The 17,035-nt window shown below is 72.1% G+C and carries 15 protein-coding genes; 5 read left to right on the top strand and 10 right to left on the bottom strand.

Annotation, left to right across the window (positions count from 1 at the left end):
• Window positions 1-53: 53 nt before the first annotated feature.
• The 3 genes from hutI to hutH are packed head-to-tail and all read right to left on the bottom strand — an operon-like array spanning window position 54 to window position 4,521.
• Window positions 54-1,235 (bottom strand): imidazolonepropionase, encoded by a 1,182-nt coding sequence (hutI, locus tag ACQ143_RS04375; RefSeq protein ID WP_449569471.1) that lies wholly within the window; start codon window positions 1,233-1,235, stop codon window positions 54-56.
• On the bottom strand, window positions 1,232-2,953 hold the full coding sequence (gene hutU, locus ACQ143_RS04380) for a urocanate hydratase (RefSeq protein WP_449569472.1): 1,722 nt from the start codon (window positions 2,951-2,953) through the stop codon (window positions 1,232-1,234). The genes hutI and hutU overlap by 4 nt, the downstream gene beginning before the upstream one ends.
• Window positions 2,950-4,521 (bottom strand): histidine ammonia-lyase, encoded by a 1,572-nt coding sequence (gene hutH, locus ACQ143_RS04385; protein WP_449569473.1) that lies wholly within the window; start codon window positions 4,519-4,521, stop codon window positions 2,950-2,952. The genes hutU and hutH overlap by 4 nt, the downstream gene beginning before the upstream one ends.
• Before the next feature lie 172 nt (window positions 4,522-4,693).
• Between hutH and ACQ143_RS04390 the strand changes: the two genes are divergently transcribed.
• Window positions 4,694-5,437 (top strand): IclR family transcriptional regulator, encoded by a 744-nt coding sequence (locus ACQ143_RS04390; protein WP_449569594.1) that lies wholly within the window; start codon window positions 4,694-4,696, stop codon window positions 5,435-5,437.
• A 26-nt stretch (window positions 5,438-5,463) separates the two neighbouring features.
• Here the strand turns inward: ACQ143_RS04390 and ACQ143_RS04395 are convergent, their stop codons facing one another.
• Entirely contained in the window at window positions 5,464-6,096 is a 633-nt protein-coding gene (locus ACQ143_RS04395) for a hypothetical protein (RefSeq protein ID WP_449569474.1), read from the bottom strand.
• Window positions 6,097-6,665: 569 nt separating this feature from the next.
• On the opposite strand from ACQ143_RS04395, the gene ACQ143_RS04400 reads away from it, so the two are divergent.
• Complete coding sequence (locus tag ACQ143_RS04400; RefSeq protein ID WP_449569475.1) at window positions 6,666-6,890, top strand: hypothetical protein; 225 nt, start codon at window positions 6,666-6,668, stop codon at window positions 6,888-6,890.
• 70 nt (window positions 6,891-6,960) lie between these two features.
• Entirely contained in the window at window positions 6,961-8,079 is a 1,119-nt protein-coding gene (locus tag ACQ143_RS04405; protein WP_449569476.1) for a baeRF11 domain-containing protein, read from the top strand.
• A gap of 146 nt (window positions 8,080-8,225) precedes the next feature.
• On the opposite strand, the gene ACQ143_RS04410 is transcribed toward ACQ143_RS04405, so the two are convergent.
• On the bottom strand, window positions 8,226-8,711 hold the full coding sequence (locus tag ACQ143_RS04410) for a YbaK/EbsC family protein (protein WP_449569477.1): 486 nt from the start codon (window positions 8,709-8,711) through the stop codon (window positions 8,226-8,228).
• An 86-nt stretch (window positions 8,712-8,797) separates the two neighbouring features.
• On the opposite strand from ACQ143_RS04410, the gene ACQ143_RS04415 reads away from it, so the two are divergent.
• Together ACQ143_RS04415 and ACQ143_RS04420 are read left to right on the top strand one after the other, a co-directional pair.
• Window positions 8,798-9,862, top strand: coding sequence for a Glu/Leu/Phe/Val dehydrogenase dimerization domain-containing protein (locus ACQ143_RS04415; protein WP_449569478.1), 1,065 nt, complete (start codon window positions 8,798-8,800; stop codon window positions 9,860-9,862).
• 127 nt (window positions 9,863-9,989) lie between these two features.
• Window positions 9,990-11,585, top strand: a complete 1,596-nt coding sequence (locus tag ACQ143_RS04420; protein WP_449569479.1) for an AMP-binding protein — start codon at window positions 9,990-9,992, stop codon at window positions 11,583-11,585.
• Between the two features lie 30 nt (window positions 11,586-11,615).
• Here the strand turns inward: ACQ143_RS04420 and ACQ143_RS04425 are convergent, their stop codons facing one another.
• The 5 genes from ACQ143_RS04425 to ACQ143_RS04445 all read right to left on the bottom strand — a co-directional run bounded on the left by ACQ143_RS04425 (window position 11,616) and on the right by ACQ143_RS04445 (window position 16,831).
• Window positions 11,616-12,845, bottom strand: coding sequence for an MFS transporter (locus tag ACQ143_RS04425; protein WP_449569480.1), 1,230 nt, complete (start codon window positions 12,843-12,845; stop codon window positions 11,616-11,618).
• A complete protein-coding gene (locus ACQ143_RS04430) occupies window positions 12,842-13,453 on the bottom strand; it encodes a helix-turn-helix domain-containing protein (RefSeq protein WP_449569481.1) in 612 nt (203 codons plus the stop codon). The genes ACQ143_RS04425 and ACQ143_RS04430 overlap by 4 nt, the downstream gene beginning before the upstream one ends.
• 71 nt (window positions 13,454-13,524) lie before the next feature.
• The gene (locus tag ACQ143_RS04435; RefSeq protein WP_449569482.1) at window positions 13,525-15,201 is read right to left on the bottom strand and encodes an ABC transporter permease; all 1,677 of its coding nucleotides are present in this window, start codon (window positions 15,199-15,201) and stop codon (window positions 13,525-13,527) included.
• On the bottom strand, window positions 15,198-16,127 hold the full coding sequence (locus ACQ143_RS04440) for an ATP-binding cassette domain-containing protein (RefSeq protein ID WP_449569483.1): 930 nt from the start codon (window positions 16,125-16,127) through the stop codon (window positions 15,198-15,200). Before ACQ143_RS04440 ends, ACQ143_RS04435 begins: the two co-directional genes overlap by 4 nt.
• A complete protein-coding gene (locus ACQ143_RS04445; RefSeq protein ID WP_449569484.1) occupies window positions 16,124-16,831 on the bottom strand; it encodes a TetR/AcrR family transcriptional regulator in 708 nt (235 codons plus the stop codon). The genes ACQ143_RS04440 and ACQ143_RS04445 overlap by 4 nt, the downstream gene beginning before the upstream one ends.
• Between the last annotated feature and the right edge of the window lie 204 nt (window positions 16,832-17,035).

Genomic DNA, 17,035 nt, shown 5'->3' on the forward strand with positions numbered 1-17,035 from the left:
GGGCGGGTCGGGTCGCGGGCCGGCGGCGGGTCGGAGTCACGGCGCCGGCGCGCCTACGCCGGCGCTGCGCCTCCCAGGTAGACCGTGTGCACGAGCGGCACGCCGGGGCGATAGGCCAGGTGCACGCGGGTGGGGGCGTCGAGCACCACGAGGTCGGCCCGCGCGCCGACACCCAAGTGGCCGACGTCGTCGCGGCGGAGGGCACGGGCGCCCCCGGCCGTCGCGGCCCACACCGCCTCGGCCGGGGTCATCGCCATCTCGCGCACCGCCAGGGCGATCATGAGCGGCATCGAACTGGTGAAGCTCGAGCCCGGGTTGCAGTCGCTCGCGATCGCGACCGTCAACCCGGCGTCGATCAGGCGGCGGGCATCCGGGTAGGGCTGTCGCGTGGAGAACTCGACGCCGGGCAGGAGCGTCGCCACCGTGTCGGATGCGGCGAGGGCGGCGATGTCTGCGTCGTCGAGGTACGTGCAGTGGTCGACGGATGCTGCGCCGAACTCGACGGCCAGCCGCACCCCCGCGCCGGGGCCCAGCTGGTTGCCGTGCACCCGCGGCGCGAGACCTGCAGCGATCCCGGCGGTAAGGATGACTTCGGACTCCTCCGCAGTGAATGCTCCGCGCTCGCAGAACACGTCGATCCACCGGGCGTGCGGCGCGACGGCATCGAGCATCGGCCCGCGCACCAGGTCCACGTAGGCGCCGCGGTCGTCGGCGTACTCGGCGGGCACGACATGGGCTCCGAGGAAGGTCACCTCGTCGGTCACCTCGGCCGCCAGCCGGGCCAGCCGGGCTTCATCGTCGACGGTCAGCCCGTAGCCGGTCTTCACCTCGAAGGTCGTGGTGCCCTGCCCGCGCAGTTCGGCCACGAACCCGGCCAGGCGTGCCCGCAGCTCGTCGTCACTCGCCGCCCGCGTGGCCGCGACCGTGCGCCGTATGCCCCCTGCGGCATACGGCGTGCCACTCATCCGGGCTTCGAACTCGTCGGCGCGGTCGCCGCCGAACACGAGGTGGGTGTGGCTGTCGACGAACCCCGGGATGACGGCCCGCCCGCCCACATCGACGACCTCGACGTCGTCATGGCCGGCTACAGCACGCGCATCCGCCGCGGGACCGAACCACGCGATGCGGCCGTCCTCGATGAGCAGGGCGGCGTCACGCAGCGTGCCGCACGGATCACCGGGCGTGGCGACGTTGGTCGTCAGCTCGCCGATGCCGGTCAGCAGCGTCCTGGTCACAGCCCGGCATCCCCCGCCTGCGACACCGCCGGCCCGTCAGCCCCCATCTCCGGCACCGCCGCCCCGGCATCCATCATCGGCACGTTCAGCCCCCGCTCGCGCGCCACCTCGACCGCGCGGTCGTACCCGGCATCCACGTGCCGCATGACACCCGTGCCGGGGTCGTTGACGAGCACCCGGGCGAGCTTCTCGGCGGCCAGCTGAGACCCGTCGGCGACGATGACCTGCCCGGCGTGGATCGACCGGCCGATGCCGACGCCCCCGCCGTGGTGGATCGACACCCACGAGGCCCCCGAGGCCGTGTTGAGCAGGGCGTTGAGCAGCGGCCAGTCCGCGATGGCGTCCGAGCCGTCGGCCATCGCCTCGGTCTCGCGGTAGGGCGAGGCGACCGATCCGGCGTCGAGGTGGTCGCGGCCGATGACGATGGGTCCGGCCAGCTCTCCCGAGGCCACCATCTCGTTGAACTTCAGACCGGCGAGGTGGCGCTCCTGGTAGCCGAGCCAGCAGATGCGCGCGGGCAGCCCCTCGAAGTGCACGGCGTCGCCGGCCTTCTCCAGCCACCGCACCAGACCCGCGTTGTCGGGGAACAGGTCGCGCACGGCGCGGTCGGTCTTGCGGATGTCCTCCGGGTCGCCCGACAGTGCCACCCACCGGAAGGGTCCGCGCCCCTCGGCGAACTGGGGCCGGATGTAGGCGGGCACGAACCCGGGGAAGGCGAACGCGTTGTCCAACCCGCCGAGCTTCGCCTCCGCGCGGATCGAGTTGCCGTAGTCGAACACCGCGGCGCCGGCGTCCTGGAACCCGACCATCGCGGCGACATGACGTGCCATCGAGGCCCGTGCGGCGGCGGTGAAGCCCTCCGGATCGCGCGCGGCCTCGGCGCGCCAGTCGTCGAAGGCGATGGATGCCGGCAGGTACGCCAGTGGGTCGTGCGCGCTCGTCTGGTCGGTCACGATGTCGATGGCGACGCCCCGTTCGAGCAGGGCGGGGAAGACCTCGGCGGCGTTGCCGACCACCCCGACGGATAGTGCCTCGCCGGCATCTTTGGCGGCGAGGACGCGGGCCACCGCCTCGTCGAGCGAGGAGGTGTACTGGTCAAGGTAGCCATGGTCGACGCGGCGGGCAAGTCTCGATTCGTCGACGTCGACGATCAGCACCGCTCCCCCGTTGAGGGTGACGGCGAGCGGCTGCGCGCCGCCCATACCGCCGGCCCCCGCGGTGAGGGTGAGGGTGCCGGCCAGGTCGTCGCGGCCGAGGGAGCGGGCCACGGCGGCGAAGGTCTCGTACGTGCCCTGCAGGATGCCCTGCGTGCCGATGTAGATCCACGACCCGGCGGTCATCTGCCCGTACATGGTCAGACCCAGCTGCTCCAGGCGGCGGAACTCGGGCCACGTCGCCCAGTCACCCACGAGGTTCGAGTTGGCGATGAGCACGCGCGGGGCCCACTCGTGCGTGCGGAACACGCCCACGGGCTTGCCGGACTGCACCAGCAGCGTCTCATCCGGCTCGAGCTCGTCGAGGGTGCGCACGATCGCGTCGTAGGCCTCCCACGACCGGGCGGCGCGGCCGGTGCCGCCGTACACCACGAGGTCTTCGGGGTGCTCGGCGACCTCGGGGTCGAGGTTGTTCATGAGCATGCGCTTGGCGGCCTCGGCGCCCCAGCTCTTCGCGGTGCGCTGGGGGCCGCGCGGAGCGCGGACGGTGCGGGGTTCGGTCACAGCATCCTCCTCGATGCGGAATCGGTGGTCGCGGCGGTGTCCAGCACCGTGCGCACCACCTCGGCGACGGCGCCCGCGGCCACGAGGCCGGTCACAGCCTCGATGTCGGGCGAGACGAAGCGGTCCGGTCCGGGCCCGCCGGCCGCGCTGCGCACGAGGTCGCGCACGGCGCCGGTGCCCGGTCCGGGTTGCAGGGGCGCGCGCAGGTCGAGGGCGCGGCATCCGGTGATCAGTTCGATCGCGAGCACCCGGGCCAGCCCGTCGATCGCCCGGCGCAGCTTCCGGGCGGCGGCCCAGCCCATCGACACGTGGTCCTCCTGCATGGCCGACGACGGGATCGAGTCGACGGACGCAGGCACGGCGAGGCGCTTGAGCTCCGAGACGATGCCGGCCGCCGCATACTGGGCGATCATGAGCCCCGAGTCGACGCCCACTTCGTCGGCAAGGAACGGCGGCAGCCCCTGGCTGCGGCTGCGGTCGAGCGCCCGGTCGGTGCGGCGTTCGGCGATGGAGGCGAGGTCGGCGACGGCGATCGCGAGGAAGTCGAGCACGTAGCCGACCGGCGCACCGTGGAAGTTGCCGTTGGATTCGACGCGGCCGTCGGGTGTGATGACGGGGTTGTCGACGGTGGATGCCAGTTCGCGCGCCGCGATGGTCCGCGCGTGGTCGACGGTGTCCCTCGCCGCTCCGTGCACCTGGGGCGAGCAGCGCAGTGAGTATGCGTCCTGCACCCGGGTGCACACCGCGGGGTCGCGGTGGCTGGCCACGATCGGCGAGTCGGCCAGCAGTGCGCGCAGGTGCGCGGCCGAGGCGGCCTGGCCCACCTGGGGGCGCAGGGCCATGAGGTCGGCGGCGAACACCGCGTCGGTGCCCAGCTGGGACTCGACCGAGATGGCCGCGGCGGCATCGGCGGTCAGCAGCAGCGCGTCGAGGTCGCTGACGGCCAGGGCCAGCATGCCGAGCATGCCGTCGGTGCCGTTGATGAGGGCCAGGCCCTCCTTCTCTTCGAGCACGAGCGGGGTGATGCCTGCGGCTGCGAGGGCTTCGGCGGCGTCCGCTTCTTCGCCGTCGCGGGTGCGGACGCGGCCCTCGCCCATCGCGGCCAGTGCGACGTGCGACAGGGGGGCGAGGTCGCCCGAGCAGCCCAGCGACCCGTACTCGCGCACGATCGGGGTGATGCCGGCGTTGAGCATCGCCGCATAGGTGTCGACGACGACGGGACGCACGCCGGTGCGGCCGGATGCCAGGGTCTGCAGTCGCAGCAACTGCAGCGCCCGCACGACCTCGGTCTCGATCTCGGGCCCGGTGCCGGCGGCGTGTGAGCGGATGAGACTCGCCTGCAGCTGCCGGCGGCGTTCGGGGGCGATGAACGTCGTCGCGAGTGCACCGAACCCGGTGGAGATGCCGTAGTGCGGCTGCGGGTCGTCGGCGAGCTGCTCGACGAGGGCGCGGGAGGCGGCGACGCGGTCCCGGGCTTCAGGGGCGATCTCGACCCGGGCGCCGTGCCGCGCGACGGCGACGACGTCGGCGATTGAGAGGATGCCGGCGCCGACGATGATGGTGGTCATGCTCTGATTCCACCCGGCGCGGATGCCGGAGGCCAGGCGTCCGTGGGATCCTGTGTCTGTGATCCCAGACAGTGGTGGTGGTGGAACATCGCTGCCGCCCGCGCAGGTGCCGGCCGCGCGCCCGCAGGTGCCCGCCGCTGATGCCTCGGCGACGCTGGCCGACCGCCCGCAGGTGCCCGCCGCCGATCAGACGCTGCGGATCCTGTCGTTCCTGGCGCGGCAGCGCGGACCGGTGGCCGCCCGGACGCTCGCGACGGCGTTGGGGATCCCCCGCTCGAGCGTCTACCACCTGCTGGGCGTGCTCGCCGCGCACGACTTCGTGGTGCATCTGCCCGGCGAGCAGCGCTGGGGGCTCGGCGCGGCCGCGTTCGAACTCGCGGGCGGCTATGCACGGCAGGAGCCCCTGGCCCGGCTGGGCCGCCCCCTCATCGCCGCGCTGGCCGACCAGGCCGGCGAGAGCGCGCACCTGGCGGTCATTACCGGCCGGGACGTGCTCTACATCGTCGAGGAGCGCGCACCGCGCCGCCCGGCGTTGGTGACCGACGTCGGCGTCCGGCTGCCCGCGCACCTGACCGCGTCCGGCCGCGCGATGCTGGCCGCGCTCCCCCGCGAGCAGGTGCGGGCGCTGTTCCCGGATGCCGCGGCTTTCGCCGACCGCACCGGCCGAGGTCCGCGCACCCCGGCGCAACTGCGCGAAGTGCTGCGCGCCACCCGGGCCGACGGCTTCGCGCGCGAAGACGGCGAGGTGACCATCGGGTTGCGCTCGGTCGGCGTGGTCGTGCGCGACCATGCCGGGTGGCCCGCGGCCGCCATCGCGCTCACCTGGCCGGGCGACCTCGAGCGCGACGAATCCCCGCTGGTCGCGCTCGCGGCATCCACCGCTGCCGAGCTCGAACGTCGTATCGGGCGGCGCTGACGCGGCCGACCTGTGCGGCCGTGATGTCACCGGCCCGCCCACCGCCGTCGGAGACCGCGCACCGCGCTCAGCGGCCGCTCGGGGTGCCAGAACAGGTCCTCGGCGATGGCGCGATACGTCACGTACCCCGACCGAGCGGCTTCCTGGTCACGGCGCCTGTCCTCCTTCTGCTGCCGCCAACTGCTGTGGTGGGCCTCGCTGTCGCACTCGATGATGAGCCAGCCGTCGACCAGGAAGTCGACGCGTCCGACGCCGGGGATGTTCCGCTGGATCTCGATGCGGCATCCGAGCCGGCGCAGCATCAGCCGCATCAGGCTCTCGGCACCCGACTCGCACCGGCCGTCGAGGTGGCCGCGGAGCACCCGGAAGCGACGCGGCAGCGCGGCGAACACCTCGTTCAGTTCCGCTTCACCGATCAGCCGGAGGTGCAACGCCGAGTCGAGCGTGGCGATCGCCGCGCGCACCGTCTGGCACTGCACAGCGGCCACGACGGCATCGACGATGTCGACGCTCGCCCAACCATCCGGTCGCCGGTGAGACCAGTGCCGCCGCACATCGCGCGGCGCCGTCCGCAGCCTGGACCGGTTGTGCGGCAGCTCCACGTGCAACCGATCGCACCCGTCGAGCACGAACACACCCCACCGCGCGAGCTCCGACACACAAGTGAGCCGACCACCGACCCTACAGGCAGCCACGCAGTCTGCGTCCGCGTCCTCCGGGAGGTAGACGTCCTCCCGCGCCTGCACGAGTCGGCCGTCGGCGACGTCGGCGCTGATCCGCCGCGCCGTCCATCCGCCGGCTCGCAGATCCGACCGCCGGCACGTCGCCCACCGGCGCGGAACCGGCTTCTTCTCCCGCCTGCGACGGTCCCGGTACCCCCGAGGCACCGGACGTGACCAGGCGCGGTCACCGACGGGAAACTCCATCCCCTGACCGTGGCACTGTCGCCGCCGGTGGATGCCGGATTCCCACCGAATGTGGACAGCTCGGCCCCGCACCCGTGCTGGGGAGGAACCAGTGGCACTCGACCCGTTCGGTTCGGTTCGGTGCGGTTCGGTGCGGTGCGGTGCGGTTCGCAGGAGAGTTTCCGCCGCACGGCGTGTCCAGGCCGCGACACGCCCGGGATCCGGAAAATCCCCTGCGAACCGAACATCACAACCCCAGAACACCGATGGATGCCGGGGCTCTGTGCCGCGCGCGGCCACCGACGGGTCAGCCGCGGGAGAGCATGGCCCGCGCCGGCCTCCTGGACGAAGCCGCGCACGTCGTCGACGGCCTGCTCCCCGCCGCCGAGGGCTTCGCGTTCCGGATGCCGGAGCTGCACAGCGGCGACCCGCGCGGCACCGGACCCGACGCGCGACCGGCGCCGGTCCCCTATCCGGCGGCATGCCGACCGCAGGCGTGGAGCGCGAGCGCCGCGATCACGTGCTTCGAGATCATGCGGCGACGCTGACGGCTAACCGACACCTCACCGGCATGCAACCCCCTCGGCAAGCCGGCCGCCGCATGCCTATGGTCGCCGCATGTTCCCCGCAGACATCCCCGACACCGAACAACTGCTCGCGCTCGTGGATCACCGCGACCCGGCGAGCGTGACCATCACGATCGAGTCGTCGCCGCTGCCGAGCGAGCACGAGCGCATCCGTATCAGCCTGCGCAACGCGATCGACGAGGCCGAGCGCCAACTCGGCGAGAAGGACCTGCCGCACGGCGCGGCACGCGCGGTCATCGAGCCGCTGCGCGGTCTCCTCGACGACGACGAGTTCTGGCAGCACCAGTCCCGCTCCCTGGTGGTGGTGGCCGCCCCGGACCGGCTCGAGGCGTTCCGCCTGCCGAGCGTGCTCACCGAGCACGTGGCCGTCGGCGACCGCTTCGACACCGGCTCGCTGCTGCGCGCGATCGCGTTCGACCACCGCGCGTTCGTTGTCGAGCTCACGCGCAGCGACGCGCGGCTCATCGAGTACGGCGCCGACCACCGCCCCATCGAACACGACCTCGCGCTGCCCGACGACCATGCGCTCATGCTCAAGCACACCACCACCGGCGGCCGCTTCGACCGGCACCGCGCCGATGGCGCCACCGGCGACCGGCCCGAACGGGAGAAGTACGCCCGCGTCGTACAGGACGAGGTGGTCCGGGTCGTGCCCGACGACGTGCCGCTCATCCTCGCCGCCTCGGCCGACCTCGACCCTGCCTACCGCGCCGTCAACACCCACCCGCTGCTGCTGGCCGACGGCCTCGAGCCGCACCCCGGTTCGCTGGACGACCAGCGGCGCACGGCCGCCGTCCGCGAACTCCTCGACGCGCACTACGCGGCCGAGGTCGACGCCTGGCGCGAACGCTTCGGATCACTCCGCGCCGAAGGCCTCGCGACCACCCGCCTCAAGGAGGTCGCCGCCGCGTCGGCGTCGGCCGGCATCGCGGAACTCTATTTCGACATGGATGCCACGGACGAAGGCGTCATCGACGAGTTCGGCGTCGTTTCCCGGGTCGACGAGCCCGGCCCCGACACCTACGCCGTCGTGGACGAGATCGCCGCCCGGGTGCTGCGCAGCGGCGGAACCGTGCGCGCCGTGCGCAACCGCGACCTGCTCGACGGGTCGCCGGTCGCGGCCGTGCTGCGGTTCCCGCTCCCGTCCTGACGCCCGGATGTGGGCACACAGCCGAACCGCGGGCACCCGCCGTTCCGTTCGCAGGAACTTTTTCGCACGCCCGGCGTGTCACCCTGGCGACACGCCCGGGATCGCGATTCCGTCCTGCGAACCGAACACCCGCACCAACCCGCCGCTCAATCGACCCGGGCGACCGTGCCGCCGGTGAGCGCGACCAGCTCGGCGAAGGTGAGCGGGAACACCGTGTGCGGCGTGCCGCCGGCGGCCCAGATCTCGGGGTAGGCGGCCAGCGCCTCGTCGACGATCGTGGTCAGCGGGGCCGGGTGCCCGGTGGGGGCGACGCCGCCGATGGCCTGACCGGTGGCATCCCGCACCTGCTCGGGCGTCGCCCGCTGGATCTTTCCGCGTCCCAGGCGCTCGGCGAGCGCCGCGGTGTCGACCCGGTGCGCACCGCTGGTCATCACGAGGAGCGGCTCGCCGTCCGACCAGAACACGAGGCTGTTGGCGATCGCGCCGACCTCGACACCGAGGGCGGCGGCCGCCAGCGGTGCGGTGGCGGCGGCGTCGGGCAGGACGACGATGTCTCCGGTGATGCCCGCGGCGCGCAGGGCGTCATGCACGAGGCGGCTGCGGGTGGGCAGGTGGGCGGCTTGCTCGGTCATGGCCCCAGCCTAGAATGAGGGGGGATGCCGCAACGCCGCGACGTCCCCAGCGCAGCGCCCACAAGGCCGGCCGAAAGAGGAACGCGATGACGCACCTGCCCCTGCCCGAGTTCACCCACGAGCGCGTGGAGGTGATCACCGGACCCCGCAGCGGTCTGTTCATCGCCGTCGCGCTCCACTCCTCCGTTCTCGGCTCCGCGCTCGGCGGCGCCCGCCTGTGGACGTATCCGCACTACAGCGACGCCCTCGGCGATGTGCTGCGCCTGTCGGAGGCCATGACGCTCAAGAACGCGGCGGCCGGTCTGGATGCCGGTGGCGGTAAGTCCGTCATCCGGCTCGAACCCGGTCAGACCCTCGAGGGCGACCGGCGCCGCGCCGCGTTCCTCGACCTGGGCGATGCCGTCGAGATGCTCGGCGGCCTGTACCGCACCGCCGAGGACGTCGGCTCGACGACCGAGGACATGCTCGTGGTCAGTGAGCGCACCGCGCACGTGGTCGGCCTGCCCGACACGGTCGGCGGTTCCGGCGAGCCGGCCGGTCCCACCAGCATGGGTGTCTACGCCGCGTTGCGCGCCACCCTGGAGCGCGTCACCGGGTCGCCTGAGGTCGCCGGGCGGCGCATCACGGTGTCCGGTCTCGGCCAGGTGGGCAGCCGGCTCGCAGTGCGCCTGTCGGCCGAAGGCGCGGTGCTCACCGTCACCGACGTCAACCCCAGCAAGCTGAGCCTGGCCGCCGACCTCGGCGCGCAGTGGGTCACGCCCGGCACCGAGCACCTCGTGCCGGCCGACGTGTTCGTGCCCGCGGGCATCGGCGGCGTGCTCACCGACGAGGTGATCGACGACCTCGCCGCCGCCGCGGTGTGCGGCCCCGCCAACAACCCCCTCGCCGACCACTCCGGCGCGCAGCGGCTCGCCGACCGCGGCATCCTCTACGCCCCGGACTTCGTCGTCAACGCGGGCGGCGTCGTCTATCTCGACCTGGTGGCCAAGCAGTGGGGCACCCGCGACGAGATCATGGCGCGCGTGGACGCGATCGGCGACACCGTGCGCACCGTGTTCGACACCGCCCACGCGCGCGGCATCACTCCACTGGCCGCCGCCGAGGCTCTCGCCGCCGAACGCCTCGAGGCCGGGCGCCGCGTGACCGCCTGACCGCGGCCGCACGACCCCGGTACCCAGTCCCCGACATCCTGACACTGGGTTCCGACCGTCCGGTATGTCATGATGGTCGCACTCGGCGATGACGCCGAGGTCCAGCGATTCAAGGGAGAAGCGCCTCGTGTTCCACAGCCCGTTTCCGGACATCGAGATTCCAGACGTCAGCATCTACGACGACCTGTTCGGCACCCTGACCGCCGAAGACGCCGCGCGCGTCGCCCTGGTCGACCCTGCGACCGGGGCCGAGACGACGTACGGCGCGCTCAAGGCGCAGGTCGACGCGTTCGCCGGTGCGCTGGCGGCCCGCGGGGTCGGAACCGACACGGTGCTGGGTCTGCTGTGCCCGAACGTGCCCGCGTTCGCGACCGTGTTCCACGGCATCCTGCGTGCCGGCGCGACGGTGACCACGATCAACTCCCTCTACACCCCCGGCGAGATCGAGAAGCAACTGCAGGATGCCGGTGCCTCCTGGCTCATCACCGTCAGCCCCCTGCTCCCCCAGGCCGCAGTCGCGGCGGCCGCCGTCGGCATCCCCGCCGACCGCCTGATCGTGCTCGACGGCGCCGAGGGGCACCCGAACCTGCGCGAGCTGCTCACTGAGCAGCGCACCCCGCCGGAGGTGACCTTCGACCCCGCGACCCACGTGGCCGTGCTGCCCTACTCGTCGGGGACCACCGGCATCCCCAAGGGCGTCATGCTCAGTCACCGCAACCTCGTGGCCAACGTCGCCCAGTGCCGCGTCAACATCGACCTGCGCGAGACCGACCGCGTGCTGGCGGTGCTGCCGTTCTTCCACATCTACGGCATGACCGTGCTGCTCAACCTCGCGCTCAAGCAGCGCGCGAGCCTCGTGACGATGCCGAAGTTCGACCTGGTCGAGTTCCTCACCATCATCCAGAAGTTCGGGTGCACCTACCTGTACATCGCCCCGCCGATCGCGGTCGCCCTGGCCAAGCACCCCGTCGTCGACCAGTTCGACATCTCGACGGTGCACACCGTGTTCTCCGGTGCGGCCCCGCTCGACGGCGAGACGGCCGAGATCGCCGGCCGGCGGTTGAACACCCGCATGATGCAGGGCTACGGCATGAGCGAGCTCAGCCCCGTGTCGCACGCGATGCCGTACACGCGCGACGACATCCCGGTCAGCTCGGTGGGCTGTGCGCTGCCGAACATCGTGTGCAAGCTCGTCGACACCGCCACCGGCGAGGAGATCACCGAGTACGACGAGGACGGCAAGACGCGCCCGGGCGAGCTGTGGGTCAAGGGCCCCAACGTCATGCTCGGCTATCTGAACCAGCCCGAGGCGACGGCCGAGACCCTCGACGCCGACGGATTCCTGCACACCGGTGACATCGCCGTCGCGCACCGCGGCGACTACTTCTCGATCGTCGACCGGGTCAAGGAGCTCATCAAGTACAAGGGCTACCAGATCGCCCCGGCCGAACTCGAGGCGCTGCTGCTCGGGCACCCGAAGGTGATGGATGCCGCCGTCATCGGCGTACTGGACGACGACAAGCAGGAGATCCCCAAGGCATTCGTCGTGCCGGTGCCCGATTCGGGGCTGACCGAAGACGAGGTCATGGCGTTCGTGGCCGAGAACGTCGCCCCCCACAAGAAGGTGCGCCGGGTGGAGTTCATCGACCAGATCCCGAAGTCGTCGGCGGGCAAGATCCTCCGCAAGGACCTGCGGAGCCGGGAGGTCGTGGCCGCCGGCTGACCGCCGGGCCGGCATCCCCTGCCGAGATGCTCAGACCTGCGCGGGCGTCGGGGCGTCGGCGCGGTGCCGGGCGCCCAGCGCGAACACGGCCCCCACGAGCACGGCCGCGACGGTGATCCAGATGAGCACGCGGTAGTCGGTGACGGCCAGGAACCCCGCCCCGACCACCGAGATGACCGTCTGCGGGAGGTTGATGCTCACGTTGCCGGCCGCGGCGGTGCGCCCCTGCAGCGCGTCGGGGGTCAGCCGCTGGCGCATCGTGGCGAAGTCCACCACCGTCACGGGGATGCCCAGCCCCGCCACCACCATGCCGACCGAGGCGAGCGTGAGGGATCCGAAGGTCAGCAGCGCCGACCCGGTCGCCAGCAGCACGAGGCCGAGTGCGGCGGCCCGTCCCTCGCCGAGCCGGGTGACGACGGTGGCCGAGAGGATGCCGCCGACGAGCGCCCCGGCGCCCTGCAGCGGGACGAGCCAGCCGATCGTGGCCGGGTCGACCTGCATGGCCTCCAGGGCCGGGAAGATGATGATGTTCAGCAGCCCGGTCGCGCCGAATGCGATCGCGATGGCGAGGGTGATGCGGCGCAGCGCGACGACGCGGAACAGATGCTCGAACCCGGCGACCAGCTCGCGCAGGTAGCCGCGGCCGTCGGCGGCCGCGGCCGGGGCGTCGGCGGCCGGCAGCCACAGCAGCACGACCGCGGCCACGGCGAAGCACGACGCCGTCAGGACCACCACGGCGTGGGCGCCCAGACCCACGTACAGCGCGGTGCCGATCAGCGGCGAGACCAGTCGCAGGCCGTTGTCGATGGTGGAGAGCACCCCGTTGCCGCTGGCGAGCTGGTCGTCGCGCAGCATCCCCCGGATGATGCCGGACTGCGCCGCCGCGGTGACGTAGCCGCCGGCGCTGTACAGGAAGATCACCGTGTAGACCAGCCACAGTTGCCCGGGCCCGTGCACGAGCAGCAGGGAGAGCACGAGCGGCACGAGCACGACGTTGTTGCCGACCAGCAGCGCCTTGCGCGAGACCCGGTCGGCCAGCATGCCGATGAACGGCGCCAGCAGTGCCGGCAGGCCGAGCGCGACGAACACGAACGCCGCCGCGACATCCGACCCGGTGAACTCCTTCACCCAGACCGCGACCATGAGATACAGCGCACTGTCCCCCAGGTTCGTGAACACCCAGGCGGCCGACAGGCGGCGGAAGCCGGGTGCCTCGAACGCGACGGGGCCGCGGCGGTGGCGCGGGGCGGCGGTGGTCATTTCGGGTCCTCGGTGGGCGCGGTGGCGGGCTCGGCATCCGGGCCGGCGGGGTCGGGGTGGGCGAAGGCGGTCATGCGGGAGTAGCGGGCACCCTCGGGGCGCAGCGACGGGTCTCTGTGGCGGCCGGCGAACCGGTCGGTGATCTGCTGCAGATCGCGGCTGAGCTCGGCCAGCTCCTCCGCGGTGGCCCAGAACGTCGACCGGGTGAACGTGCTCGCCTGCACCCACTCGTCGGGCTCGGCGCCGATGCGCTCGAAGTACGCGCGGATGCGGGCCGCGTCGAGGTCGAGCCCGAGCAGGGCGATCTCGGCGACGGCGGTGAGGGATGCCGGTTGGCCGGCCTCGGGGCGCATGTCCCACGACGGGGCGCTCAGGCGCCAGGGCTTCTCCCGCCCGCGGGCCGCAGCCCGCTCGATGAAGCCGTACTTCTCGAGCATGCGGAGGTGGAACGAGCAGCTGGCCGGTGACTCCCCCACCAGCTGCGCGCACTCGCTGGCCGTGAGCTCGTCGTGGTCGTTGAGCAGGTCGAACAGGCGGATGCGCAGCGGGTGCGCGAGCGCGCGCAGCCGGGCGGGATCGGTCACGCGTTGCGACGTCCGGTCGGTCATGCCGATGACGCTACGCTATGAAAGGTTCCTTTCGCAAGACTTCTTTCATTTCCCTTTCGATGCGGCCGCCCTCACGCCGTGATCAGGTCGCGCCGGCGGAACCCCGCGACGCCGAGGGCGACCAGCAGGCCCGCGACGACGGTGAGCGCACCGACCGCCGGCCACGCGATGTCCTCGGCCGGGTGCTGGCCGACGTGCCGGAAGACCGAGGTGGCGAGCACCCCGTCCTCCAGTTGCAGCATGTCACCGAACAGGCTCACGACCGCCCCGTACCCGAACACGATCCAGAGCAGTCCGATCAGCCGCGGCGCGGCACCGTAGAGCGCGGCGGTGCCGGCGAGCAGGACCCACACTGCGGGCGCGTGGACGAGGTGCCCCCACAGCACCGGGCCGAACAGGTCCCCGTCACCGGTCGCGAGCGCGGCGCCCAACCCGGTGCCGAGTCCGGCGAGGGTCAGCAGCCACACGGCGCCGACCCCGGACACCAGCACCCACGAGAGCAGCCAGCCGCTGCGTGACACGGCGGCGGCGAGCACGGGCTCGGTGCGCACCTCCTGCTCCTCCCCCCGCAGTGCCTGCACCGCGAGGATCGCCTGGACGGCGACCATCATCGCGAAGTACACGCCCATGAACCCGAGATACCCGTCGATCATGCCCTCGGCGCCGCCGAAGGCCTGCAGGAACACCTCCGGCATCCCCGCCGCGTTCTCGGCCATCGGCTGGACGAAGGCGCCGAAGGTCAGTCCCGCCACCAGGAGGGCCAGTGACCACCAGGCCAACGCGGCGCGCTGCAGCCGGAACGCGAGGGAGACCGGGCCCCGCAGCCAGGCCGGCGCGGCGGCTCCTCCGAGGCGATCGGGGAGGATGCCCGCGGCCAGATCGCGCCGCGACTGCAGCGCGAACCCGGCGGCGGCGAGCACGACGAACGCCGTGAGGGAGATCAGCAGCGGCCACCATCGGTCGAGTGTGAGCGGGGCCGTCTGCTGTGACCACCCGAACGGCGACAGCCACGACAGCCACGCCAGGTCCCCGTCCTGCACTCTCGACATGTCCCCGAGCCCGCGCACGAGGAAGGCTCCCGCAAGCACGGCGCCCGCGATCCCCGATGCCGCGCGGGAGAACGGCGAGAACTGGACGGTGACGGCGGCCACGCCCGCGAAGACGAGGCCGACTGCACCGATGCTGCAGGCGAACAGCACGCCGGACGACAGCGGTCCCGCCGCCGGGGACACCTGGAAGGTGACGGCCATGAGCCCGGTCATCACCACGTTCATGCCGACGACGAGCACCAGGGCGGCGGCCAGCGGTGCGTGCCGGCCCACGACGTTCGCGCGCACCAGCTCGGCCCGCCCGGTCTGCTCTTCGAGCCGGGTGTGCCGGGTCACGGTCATGATGCTCATCAGCGCCGCCCCGATCATGAGGAAAACGCCGTACAGCCCGACCAGGAATCTGCCGAGGGTGATGTCGTCGAACCCGTATCCGGGCCCGCCGATGAGAGCCATGACCGGGTTGGCTGCGAACGCGGCGAAGCTGCGCAGGGATTCGTCGTCGAGGACGAGCCCGAGGGCGTTGGCGAAGTAGGCGAGCAGCAGCGTCAGGCCGAGCACCCATGCGGGTAGCCGCACCCGGTCGCGTCGCAGCAGGAATCGCAGCAGCTCCCCCATGCCGGTGAGGGGTCCGCCGCCCGCACCGCCGGACGGGGAGGGGTGCGAGGATGCCCGCCGGGTGGCCGTCGCCATGGCGCTCATGAGGCGCTCCGGGTCAGGTCGTCCCCGTAGTGGCGCAGCAGCAGCTGCTCGAGGGTGGGCGGCGAGGCGGTGAGCGCCTGCACGTCGTGGGACGACAGTTCCCGCATGATCTCGGGCAGGTGGTGTGCATCGACGTCGAAGCGCAGCCGGCCGCCCTCCTGGCGCACGTCGTGCACACCGGCGCGCTCGGCCAGCCCGACGATGGGGACCGCGGTCGTCACGGTCACCGCGGTCCGCGAGAGGTGTCGCAGGTCGGTGAGGGTGCCCGATTCGACGACTCGTCCGTTGCGGACGATCGAGATGCGGTCGGCGAGCACCTCGACCTGGGCGAGGATGTGGCTGGACAGCAGCACGGTGCGCCCCTCGGCCTTGGCCTCGCGGATGCACTCCTGGAAGACGGCTTCCATGAGCGGATCGAGACCGGCCGTGGGCTCGTCGAGCAGCAGCAGGTCGCCATCGGATGCCAGCGCGGAGATGAGCGCGACCTTCTGCCGGTTGCCCTTGGAGTAGGTGCGCCCCTTCTTCCGGGGGTCGAGGTCGAAGCGCTCGATGAGCTCATCGCGCTTTCGGGTGTTCACGCCGCCGCGCAGCCGGGCGAACAGGTCGATGGCTTCGCCGCCGGTGAGGCCGGGCCACAGTTCGACGTCGCCGGGCACATAGGCGAGCCGGCGATGCAGAGCGACGGCGTCGTTCCACGGGTCGCCGCCCAGCACCCGCACGTGCCCTGCGTCGTGCCGCAGGATGCCGAGCAGGATACGGATGGTGGTCGATTTGCCGGCGCCGTTGGGGCCGAGCAGCCCGTGGACCTCGCCGGGTGCGACCTCGAGGTCCAGCCCGTCGAGGGCGCGCACCGCGCCGAAGCTCTTGTGGAGATCGCTGATGCTGAGGGCGGATGCCGGGGCATCGCCCGAACGTGCAGGGGTCATGATTCGCTTTCTGTCGTCGGGGGTGTTCCTTTCTGTTCTGCGGGCGCGGCGGGCGGGTCGTGCTGGCTTCCCGGTGTGGCCCGGGGGCCGGAGGCCACCTGGCCGTCGGGGACCGCCTCGATGAATCCGTGCTGATAGAGATCCGACAGGTAGGGCATGAGCCGGGCCATGGACTCGGGGAGGTCGCGGGTGCCCAGCGCGTGTCGGATGCGGGGCTCCAGCATCATCGGCGCCAGTCCCAGCATGGCGAGGGCGGCGGCCTGCGCCCGCCGGTCCTCTGCCCGCCGCAGCACGTATCCGGCGAAGCCGTCCTCGATGAGCTGCTCGGTCAGGTCGATGTAGTGGTCGAAGAAGCGCTGCCCTTGTTCCGAGGGATCGAGGAGGGACTTGACCAGGTAGTCGGCGTGCGTGCGCATCCGGTCGTCGTTGAAGATCGCGGCTGCGACGAGCGACGGGGCCTGGTCGGCGTTCTCGCGCTTCTTCCGGGTGAGCGAGTCGAACACGTAGTCGTCACACGCCGCCCGCAAGTCCTCTTTCGAGCCGAAGTGGTGGATCACCAACCCTGCGGAGACGCCGGCGGCGGCCGCGATGGTGCGGATGGTCGTGCGCTCGAAGCCCTGGGCGGCGAACGCCGCCACGGCCGCATCGCGAATGCGATCGGCGGTCTGCGGACCCGCCTGTGGGCGCCGTGCGGGTGAACTCACGTTCCGGATTAAACACCTGTTCAATCACGGGGTCAACACCCTCTGGGCTACGGCCGCCGCCCGCTCTCACGGGTGACGTCATATGCCCCACCACAGCCCGCGGCACACGTCCAGACACGAAAAATGCCCCGTCATCAGACTGGGCATTTATCGCGTTTCTCGATTGGTGGACCTCCGTAGAGAGTTTGAGAACCCCTGCCCACA

The organism is Microbacterium pollutisoli, from assembly GCF_053586795.1.